The 9,713-nt window shown below is 72.8% G+C and carries 7 protein-coding genes; 2 read left to right on the top strand and 5 right to left on the bottom strand.

Features of this window, described 5'->3' with window-relative positions:
• Window positions 1-111: 111 nt before the first annotated feature.
• Window positions 112-1,176, bottom strand: coding sequence for a hypothetical protein (locus tag SM793_RS18430; protein WP_320439294.1), 1,065 nt, complete (start codon window positions 1,174-1,176; stop codon window positions 112-114).
• 234 nt (window positions 1,177-1,410) lie between these two features.
• On the opposite strand from SM793_RS18430, the gene SM793_RS18425 reads away from it, so the two are divergent.
• Window positions 1,411-2,181 carry a DeoR/GlpR family DNA-binding transcription regulator gene (locus tag SM793_RS18425; RefSeq protein ID WP_413815986.1) on the top strand — a complete coding sequence of 257 codons (771 nt, stop codon included), beginning with the start codon at window positions 1,411-1,413 and terminating at the stop codon, window positions 2,179-2,181.
• A 65-nt stretch (window positions 2,182-2,246) separates the two neighbouring features.
• Here the strand turns inward: SM793_RS18425 and SM793_RS18420 are convergent, their stop codons facing one another.
• The 4 genes from SM793_RS18420 to SM793_RS18405 all read right to left on the bottom strand — a co-directional run bounded on the left by SM793_RS18420 (window position 2,247) and on the right by SM793_RS18405 (window position 7,250).
• Window positions 2,247-3,224 carry a hypothetical protein gene (locus SM793_RS18420; RefSeq protein ID WP_320439292.1) on the bottom strand — a complete coding sequence of 326 codons (978 nt, stop codon included), beginning with the start codon at window positions 3,222-3,224 and terminating at the stop codon, window positions 2,247-2,249.
• 231 nt (window positions 3,225-3,455) lie between these two features.
• Window positions 3,456-4,505 (bottom strand): ABC transporter permease, encoded by a 1,050-nt coding sequence (locus tag SM793_RS18415; protein WP_320439291.1) that lies wholly within the window; start codon window positions 4,503-4,505, stop codon window positions 3,456-3,458.
• Window positions 4,502-6,214 (bottom strand): sugar ABC transporter ATP-binding protein, encoded by a 1,713-nt coding sequence (locus tag SM793_RS18410; RefSeq protein ID WP_320439290.1) that lies wholly within the window; start codon window positions 6,212-6,214, stop codon window positions 4,502-4,504. Before SM793_RS18410 ends, SM793_RS18415 begins: the two co-directional genes overlap by 4 nt.
• Entirely contained in the window at window positions 6,207-7,250 is a 1,044-nt protein-coding gene (locus SM793_RS18405) for a substrate-binding domain-containing protein (protein WP_320439289.1), read from the bottom strand. The genes SM793_RS18410 and SM793_RS18405 overlap by 8 nt, the downstream gene beginning before the upstream one ends.
• Window positions 7,251-7,580: 330 nt before the next feature.
• Here SM793_RS18405 and SM793_RS18400 point away from each other — a divergent pair, with 330 nt between their 5' ends.
• Complete coding sequence (locus tag SM793_RS18400) at window positions 7,581-9,710, top strand: hypothetical protein (protein ID WP_320439288.1); 2,130 nt, start codon at window positions 7,581-7,583, stop codon at window positions 9,708-9,710.
• Window positions 9,711-9,713 lie beyond the last annotated feature (3 nt).

Below are 9,713 nucleotides of genomic sequence, written 5' to 3'. Positions count from 1 at the left end.
GCACAGGGGGCGCACCACAACAACGCCGCTGCACCCGACCACCCCCACCACACGGGCGGCCAGGTGACCAGCGGCGTCGTGCATCCCCCCGACCAACACACCGGACCGCGATCACACCACCCGACCACCCGCCCAACCACGAAGACGACGCGCACCATCACCGAGACGGGTGGCGTAGAGCGTGCCGGCGCTGCCGCCGGCGAGTTCCTCGGTCGTGGTGGTGACACCCACGACCGTGCCGATCCCGGTCCGGGGGTCGAAGCCGGTGAAGTGGGGGCCTCCGCTCGCCCCGTGCGACATGTCGCAGGACTCGCCCCACAGCAGCGGAGCCGCCGGACCGGGACGGGCGGGTCCGGCGCAGTGGATCATGCGCGAGCCGGCGTACTTGGCGGCGGGATCGTTGAGCCGGTCCTTCGGATACCCGAAGGTGTCGACGAACTCGCCCGCCACGGGCCGGGTGAACGCGATCCGCTGGCTTCCGGTGACCTCGGCGACCCGCCGCCCGTCGGCCGAACGGTTCACCACGAGCATCCCGGTGTCGTGGCCGGCCACGGCGACGGCGTCCGAGCTGGTGCCGCCCGGGTCTGCGTCCCAGTGGGCGGAGGTGGCCATGCTCCGGACGCTGAAGCCGCCGAGCGGCTTGGTGCCGTTGCGGTAGCCGGGGACGAAGTACAGGTTGTGGCGCCAGGTGTCGTCGGCGGTCGGCGACCCGACGCCCCGGAGGCAGTGCGCGGCGGTGACGACGGTGCTGCGGTTCTCGGCGGTGACGACCGTGGCGGTGCAGCTGCCGTCGTAGCCGTCGGAGAAGGTGAAGAACAGTCGGCCCACGCTCCGGTCCACCGCCCCGCCGTGGGTCCAGACGGCCCCCGGGTCGGGGGTGCCGGCGGGCAGCGGCCGGGGGTCGTCGGGCGTGTGGTCGTCCTCGGGCACGGGCGTGATCTCGGGGACGAGGGCGCCCGCGAGCCGCATCCGGTCGGAGGTCCAGTAGGCGTCGATCCGGTCGCGCTCCTCGGTGGTGGTGGCGCCGGCGTGCGCCGTGACGGACTCTCGTCCCGCGGCGACCGCCGTGGTCGGCAGCAGCGACGCCGCGGTCGCACTCAGCAGCAGCGCCCCCAGGGCGGCGCGCCCGCGCGGAAGGGTCCGGTCGGTGGCGGTGGTTCCAGCTGTCTTGGGCATGGGCCGGACGCTAGCCAGGACACATCAGGCTTCTGTGTGGACGGCGTCGCGGGCGCCCGTCGATCGGGTCAGGATCCGGTAAAGGCGTCTCGGTCGCGTATCGGCGGCCACCGCGGCGGTCGGGCGTATGCCGTCAGCCAGTATCCTTTACGCACTGTCGGGCCTGATGGCACACCAGCACGAGGGAGCGCATCCGTGGCGGACACCGGGCTGCTGGCCCACCAGCGGCAAGCGATGATCGCCGAGATGGTGCGCCGCAGCGGGGCCGTGCGGGTCGCGGAGCTGGTCGACCAGTTGGGCGTCTCGGACATGACCGTGCGGCGCGACCTCGACGCCCTGGAGCGTTCGGGCGTGGTGAAGAAGGTGCACGGCGGCGCCGTCGCCGCCTCGGACACCGCCATCGACGAACCCGGCTTCGAGGCCAAGTCCGGCCTGGAGTCGGCCGCGAAGGCCGCGGTGGCCGAGGCCGCCGCGACCCTGGTCGAGCCGGGCAGTGTGATCGCCGTCGCCGCCGGCACCACCGCCTACGCGGTCGCGGCCCGGCTGCTGCACATCCCGCGCCTCACCGTGGTCACCAACTCGCTGCCGGTCGCGGAGCTGGTCCGCTCGGCCGGCGACGAACAAGGGACGGGCGCGCCCACGCTGCTGCTCACCGGCGGCTCGCCCACGCCCTCGGCCGCGCTGGTCGGGCCGCTGGCCGACCAGGCCGTCCGCTCACTCCACGTCGACCTGCTGATCCTGGGCGCCCACGGGGTCTCCGAGCAGGCCGGTCTGACGACGCCCAACCTCGCGGAGGCGCAGACCAACCGGGCGCTGGTCGCCTCGGCGCGCCGGGTCGCCGTCGTCGCCGACCACACCAAGTGGGGTGTGGTCGCGCTCAGCGGCTTCGCCGCGCTCGACGAGATCGATGTGTTCGTCACCGATTCCGCGCTCAACGCCCAGGCCCGGGCCGCCCTGACGGAGGCCGTCGGGGAGCTCGTCGTCGCCCCGGTCGCCGGGGCCTGACCGCCCGTCGCAGGAAGAGCAGCGGCGCCGAGACCAGCAGCGGCAGGAGCTAGTCGGCAACCGGGTCAGTAGCCGCCGAACCCGCCGTAGGAGTGCCCGCCGGTGAAGCCGCCGGTGCCACCCATACCGGTGCCGCCGAAGCTCGGCCGGGGAGGGGAGGCACGCTGCCCGGGCGGCACGAAGACCGGAGCGGGACCGTCCGGGCCGGGCCGCCAGCCGGGCCCGGCCAGGTCGTGCCACCACTCCAGGAAGGTGAGGCGCACCTCCCTGGCCAGGCACTCCGCCTCGGTCGCGGCTCTGGCGCGCTCGTCCCACCGGATGTCGACCGGGCTCTCCGCCCGTACCGCCAGGGCGTTCAGCGCGTCCGCCAACTCCCTTGCGGTCAGGAGCTCTTGACTGTCCGTCACCGAGTCCTCCGAAGCGACGGCCGCCGCACCCGGCCCCGGCAGATCGACGCGCCGGACGAGGACCGGCTCCCCCGGGCCGGCGCGGTGGTGGTGCCACACCCGGCGCAGGGCCAACTCGTCGAGGACCGTCCGACGGTGCCGCGTCGCCCGCTGCTCGGCCTCCATCGCCGCCCGGCGGGCCGCGCGCGCCTCGGTCACCCGAAGGGCGACCTCCGCCCGCACCGGCCGGTACTCCTCGACGGCCCGATCCACCTCCAGCGCGAGGACCCGCTGGGCGCGGGCCGACCGTTCGACGACCCTCCGCTCCCACCCCGGCCAGCGGCGCGGCCGGCCGATGCCGTAGCGGCTGCCCCGGCCGGTGACGAGGTCGATCTCGATCATGGTGCCGCCGTGTGCCCAGTAGAAGTCCTCCAGGGCCCGCGACAACCGGCCGAGGCAGGCCACGGCGGCCAGTTCCCAGCGCTCGTGCTCGGCCGGCGTGCAGGGCAGCGGCTCGCCCCGGCCGTCCAGGATCCGGTAGACCTCCACCCGGTCCGGCAGCGCCACCGACGGATCCGGCCGGAATCTCATGCCGCCGATCCCGGCCACGTCGAGCCACACGTTCTCCAGCGACACCCCGGTCCACTTCGTGGTCACCGCCGCGCCCTCCCGTCCTGCCGACGGACGGTGGACCCACCGGACGCCGCCCAACGGCCCGCACCCGGACGGTCACCCGCCACGACGGGTCACCTGCCCGCCGGCGCCGTCCCGTACACGCCGGATCCGTACCGGGCGCACACGGATGGGCCGGGGCGGCAGCCGAACAGCGGAGGAGGCGGCTCGGAAACCGGACAGCGGCGGGGCGGGGCGGGGCGGCGCGGCGGAGGGCTACCCGGGCAGGCCGACCGCGCGTTCGCCGGAGCGGGACTGCTGGATGACCACCGCGACCACCAGCAGCGAGCCCTGGGCGACGTTCTGCCAGAAGGAGTTGATGCCCTCGACGGTGAGGCCGTTCTCCAGTGCGCCGAGCAGGGCGACCGCCAGCAGGGTGCCGCCGATGCCGCCCTTGCCGCCCTTGAGCGCGCAGCCGCCGAGGGCCGCGGCGGTGATCGCCTTGAGTTCCAGGCCCTCGCTGCCGGAGACCGGCTGCCCGGAGCCGGTGCGGGCGGTGAGCAGGATGCCGGCGAGCGCGGCGACCGCGCCGATCAGGGCGTACACGGCGACCAGGTACTTGTTGATCGCGATGCCGGCCAGCCGGGCGGCGGTGTCGTTGCCGCCGATCGCGTAGAGATTGCGGCCCAGGTCGGTGTACTTCAGCAGGACGTGCACCGCGAGCGCGACCACGATCAGGATCCACACCATCACCGGCAGCCCGGCGATCTTCCCCCGGCCGAGGAAGACGAACACCGGGTCGCCGAGGACGTAGCCCTGCGCCCGTCCGTCGGAGACGAGTTGGGCGACGCCCTTGTAGGCGGCGAGGCCGGCCAGGGTGGCGATGGTCGCGTTGACCCGGCCGTAGACGATGACCAGGCCGTTGACGAGGCCGACCAGGACACCCACGGCCACCGCGGCCGCCATCCCGGCGAAGGCGTTCGACCCGGCCGAGGTGTAGGCCATCGCGCTGACCACCGAGGCCAGACCGGCCTGCGAGCCGACCGAGATGTCCAGGCCGCCGCAGATGATCACCACGGTCTGGACCACGGCGAGCAGGCCGGTGATGGTCGCGGCCTCGGCGATCACCTGGACGTTGGTCCAGCTGAGGTAGTTCTCGTTGAGCGAGCCGAAGACGGTGAGCACCAGGGCGAGGGCGCCGAGCAGGCTGAGGTTCTGGCCGCCGAGGGCGGCCAGGACGGCGAGCGGGCGGCCGCCGCTCCCGCGCGCGGGCCGGCCGGGCGGCGTGGGCCGGTCGACGGCGGGCGGGGTGGTGGCGCTGGTCATGAGACTGCTCCCGGGGGCTTCGTACGGGTGATGTCGTCGGCCATCGCGAGCTGGAGGACGGCCTCCTCGGTGGCGTCGGCGCGGTCCAGCTCGCCCGTGACCCGCCCGCCCTGCATGACCACGATCCGGTCGGCCAGGCCGAGGACCTCGGGCAGTTCGGAGGAGATGACCAGCAGCGCGACCCCCTCCTCGGCCAGGTCCGCGATGATCCGGTAGATCTCCGCCTTGGCGCCGATGTCGATGCCGCGGGTGGGTTCGTCGAGGATCAGCAGCTTGGGGCGGCGGGCCAGCCAGCGGGCCAGGACGACCTTCTGCTGGTTGCCGCCGGACAGCTTGCGGACCTCGTGCTCGATCGACGGGGTCCGCACCCGCAGCCGGCCCGTGTACTCGGCGGCCAGCTCGCGTTCGGCGCCGCGCCTGACGAAGCGCCAGCGGCGCAGCCGTTCCAGCACGGCGATCGAGATGTTGTCGCGGACCGACCGGTGCAGGAACAGCGCCTGGGCCTTGCGTTCCTCGGGGGCCAGGCCGAGGCCGGCGCGGATCACCCGGCCGGGGTGGCCGAACGGCAGCGGTTTGCCGTCGAGGGTGACGGTGCCGGAGCGGACCGGGAGGTCCCCGGCGAGCGCGAGGGCGAGTTCCGAGCGGCCGGCGCCGATGAGCCCGGCCAGGCCGACGACCTCGCCGGCCCGGACGGTCAGGTCGACGTCGCGGACGTGGTCGGTGGTGAGGCCCCGGGCTTCCAGGACGACCCGGTCGGTGGCGACGTTGCCGCGGGTGAACACGGCGGACAGGTCGCGGCCGACCATCTGCCGGACGAGTGCGGCCTCGTCGGTGTCGCGGGCGTCCTGGACGCCGACCAGCGCGCCGTCCCGCAGGACGGCGATCCGGTCGGCGAGCCGGAAGATCTCCTGCATCCGGTGCGAGACGTAGACGACCGCGATGCCCTGCTCGCGGAGCCGCCCGATCAGCGCGAACAGGGCGTCCACCTCCTGCTCGGACAGCGAGGAGGTCGGCTCGTCGAAGGCGATCAGCTTGGCCTCGCCGGTGAGCGCGCGCAGGATCTCGACCAACTGCCGCTGGGCGGGGGTGAGTCGGGAGCCGAGCAGGTCGGGGTCGAGGACCCCGGCGAAGCCGAGCCGGTCCAGGTCGGCGGTGATCCGGCGGCGCAGCTCGGCCCGGTCCAGCCGGCGGCCGCGGCCGGTGGGCAGGGCGCCGGCGTAGACGTTCTCGGCGACCGAGACGTGCGGGACGATCTCGGGTTCCTGCGGGACGATCCGGATGCCGAGGGCGCGGGCCTGGGCCGGGGAGCGCAGGTCGACGGGGCGGCCGTCGAGCAGGACGTGTCCCTCGGTGGGCTGGTGGTCGCCGGTGAGGATCTTCAGCAGGGTGGACTTGCCGGCGCCGTTCTCGCCCATCAGCGCGGTGACCGCGCCGCGGGGGAAGTCGAGGGTGACTCCGCCGAGGGCGCGGACGGTGCCGAAGGTCTTGGTGACGGCGGCGACGCCGGTGACGCCGGCCGCTGGCGGGGCGGCCGGCGTCGAAGGCTCCCTCGTCGAAGGCTCCCACGTCGAAGGCGGCCTCGTCGAAGGCTCCCTCGTCGAAGGCTCCCTCGTCGAAGGCTGCCTCGTCGAAGGACCTGGCTCGGGGGGCTCCGACGCCGACGGGTCCGGTGCGGGGGAGCCCGGCCGGGAGGAGTCCGGGTCAGCCACAGGTGACGCCGGCGCTCTGCCAACTGGCCGCGTCGACCATGGTGGTGGGGGCGAACTGCTCGGCCGGCAGGTCCTTGCCGCTCCTGAGCTTGTCGACCATGCTCTGGACCGCGAGCGCGCCGACCTCCTTGCCGTTGATGAACAGCGCGGCCTTCATCCCGGTCGGCTTGCCGCCGTTCCAGTCCTTGCAGGCGAGGTAGGCGCCCAGGCCGATGCCGATCACGTTGTCGGCTCCGACGCCGGCGTTCTGGAGCGCGGTGACGCCGCCGTGCACGTTCTCGTCGTTGCAGCCCCACACCACCCAGTGCTTGACGCCGGCGTTGGCGGTGATGGTCGCGGCGACCTTGTCCTGTGCGCCGGTGGGGGTGTTGTCGGTGGCGACGTCGATGTTCTGGACGCCGGGGACGGCCGCGTCGAACGCCTGCTTCGCCCCCTTGACGCGGTCCCCGCAGACGGTGACGTCCTGCTTCCAGGCGGAGATCACCCGGGTGTCGGCGGCCGTCCAGCCGGCCTTGGTGTACTCCGCGGCGGCGCGCTTGCCGACCTCGGTGCCCATCTGGGCGCCGCTGAAGCCGACCCGCGGCACCAGGTCGGCCTTGGCGCAGGCGGCCGGGTCGGGGCCGGTGGCGCAGACCTGGTCGTCGGAGGTGAGCAGGGCGATCTTCGCGTCCCTGGTGGTCTGCACGACCTGCGGCCCGACGGCCGGGTCCGGCACGACGATGATGACGCCGTTGGTCTTCTGGGCGATGGCGGCCTGGACCTCGCTGACCGTCTTGTTGGCGTCGTTGCCGAGGTTCACCACCTTGAGGTCGACGCCGAGTTCGGCGGCCTTCGCCTTGGCTCCGGCGGCCTCGCCGATGAAGTACTCCTGGTCCCCCTGCTTCTGCAGGTAGGTGATCGAGATCTTCCCGCTGACCGGCGCCACCGAGGCGTTGGCGCCGGTGGTCTCCTGGCCGTCGGAACAGGCGGAGACCAGGCCGAGCGACAACAGGAGAGAACCTGCCGCGGCTACGCGGCGGTTGGTGTTTCGGATCATGGAGGGGACCGCTCCTCATCAGCAGAACCAAACACATTCAAACGCGATGTGAAATATCACACCGCGCCCTGACGAGCCGTCAAGTGCCACCCGCCGCCGAGATCAAGTCGTGACACGCCATATGGGACAACTAATGACAACGGCCTCCTGAGCTTGCACGCCCTCTTGAGCGACAGGTTCAGCCATGTCTATGCTGCGTTGCTTTCTGTTCGAAAAAGAGACAGAAAGCATCAAGGCGACTCCCCGGCACGCCGCACCTCAGCGCCTCCACACAACCCCCACGCTTTCCCGCTCACCCCCACCCACCCCCACTCGCGCCCTGGAGCGCCCATGCGCAGAACTGCGCCGCACCTCCCCCGCCACCTCCCCCGCCGCCTGCCCCGGGCAGCGCTCCGAGCAGTGCCCCGCACGCTGCTCGCCCTGACCCTCGCCTCGGCCGGACTCGGCACGCTCGCCCTCGGCCCCTCGGCGACCCCCGCCGCCGCCGTCGACAACGGACAGGCCCTCACCCCGCCGATGGGCTGGAACTCCTGGAACACCCTCGGCACCGGCGTCACCCAGGAAGAGGTCGTCCAGACCATCGACTTCATGGTCTCCCGCGGCCTGGTCGCGGCCGGCTACAACACCGTCACCATCGACGACGGGTGGTCGCTGGGCCACCGCGACGGCCAGAGCGCCAACTTCGCGAAGACCGCCGAAGGCGCGATGCAGCTGTACGACGCCAACCACAACCCGGTCAGCGGCACCGACGGCAACGGCACCGACCCGACCAGCGGTCACCTGGTGCCCGACCCGGAGACGTTCCCGGCCCACACCGTCAACGGCCGGACGCTCAACGGCATCGAGTACCTCTCCTGGTACGCGCACAGCAAGGGCATGAAGTTCGGCCTCTACGCCACCACCACCTACACCACCTGCCAGGGCCGCCCCGGCAGCCTGGGCCACGAGAACGTCGACGCCGCCGACTTCGTCTCCTGGGGCGTCGACTACGTGAAGTACGACGACTGTCCCTACGGGCCGAAGATCATCGGTCCCGACGGCCACGACTACTACACCCAGGGCATCGGCCGTGAGCTCACCCGCTCCATCTACGCCCGGGTGCAGGACTTCCGCCGGGCCCTGGACGCCGCCTCGGCCGCGCAGAACCGGCCCAAGGTCACCCTGAGCGTGTCCGCCCAGCCGGTGCACTCCGGCGTGCCCTACCTGCTCGCCTCCGACGACCCGGCCCGCACCGACCCGGTCGTGGTCGCCGCCGGCACCCCCGAGCGCGAGGCGCCCGGCTACGCACCCACCGGCAAGTGGTGCGGCCAGGTCGCCAACCTGTGCCGGATCGGCGGCGACCGGGGCCCCGACCTGGACGGCGTGCTGTACAACGGCCAGCTGCGGACCACGCTCCAGTACCCGGCCAACGTCCGGCCCGGCAGCTGGAACGACATGGACATGATGTTCGCGGGGTGGCTGAACCCCTACGGCATCTACGGCACCACCGACAACTGCGTGTGCCACAAGCCGATGACCGACGACGAGTCGCGCAGCGAGATGTCCGTCCTCGCCATGATGGCCTCCCCGCTCATCAGCGGCGCCGACCTGCGCACCGCCGCCGACTCCCGGCGCAGCTCCGAGGGCTACACCTGGTCCACCGGCATCAGCGACTCGGCCCTGGCGGTCTACAAGAACGCCGACGTCATCGCGGTGAACCAGGACCGCCTCGCCAAGCCCGCCACCCTCGTCGGCCACGTCCCGACCAACGCCACCGACCCGATCGTCCTCAAGCGCCAACTCGCCGACGGTGACACCGCGGTGCTGCTGGTCAACCAGGACCCGTCCGGCTGGCGGAACATCACCACCACGTTCGCCGACCTCGGACTGACCGGCCCCGGCTACACCGCCAAGGACCTCTGGACCGGCGCCACCGGCACCTACACCAGCTCCATCGGCGGCTGGGTCCCGGCCCACGGCGTCTCCATGTACCGCCTCAAGGCGCTGCCCAGCACCGTCCCGGCGGCGGTCGTCGGCGACGGCCGCTACCACGGCATCAGCGCCGGCGGCACCGGCGGACAGGCGCTGGAGGTCATCGGGACGTGCTCCGCGCCCGACGGTTCGAGCACCGACATCAACACCTGGTGGGACTGGCACACCTCGGAGCAGTGGAAGTTCACCCCGAACCCCGACGGCACCGTCCGGATCACCGACAACTGCGCCACGCCCACCCAGACCCACGGCACCCTGACCGGCGGCAGCGGCAACGGCTCGCCCGCCTGGGTGCTCAACCGCTGGGACCCCAACAGCCCGAGCCAGAAGTGGCGGGTCACCCAGAACGCCACCACCGGCGCGCTGACCATCACCAACGTCGGCAGCGGACTCGCGCTGGACGCCCCGCGGTCCGCGCCGACGTCCTCCGTGGTCCTCAGCCCGCCGAACCCGGCCGCGGCCGGCCAGGCCTGGACGCCGCTGAACTGAGCG

It is taken from the genome of Kitasatospora purpeofusca, assembly GCF_034043715.1.
Lineage (GTDB): Bacteria > Actinomycetota > Actinomycetes > Streptomycetales > Streptomycetaceae > Kitasatospora > Kitasatospora purpeofusca_A.
Note: the sequence above shows the minus strand (reverse complement) of the source record. Positions and strands in the feature narration are given on the sequence as shown.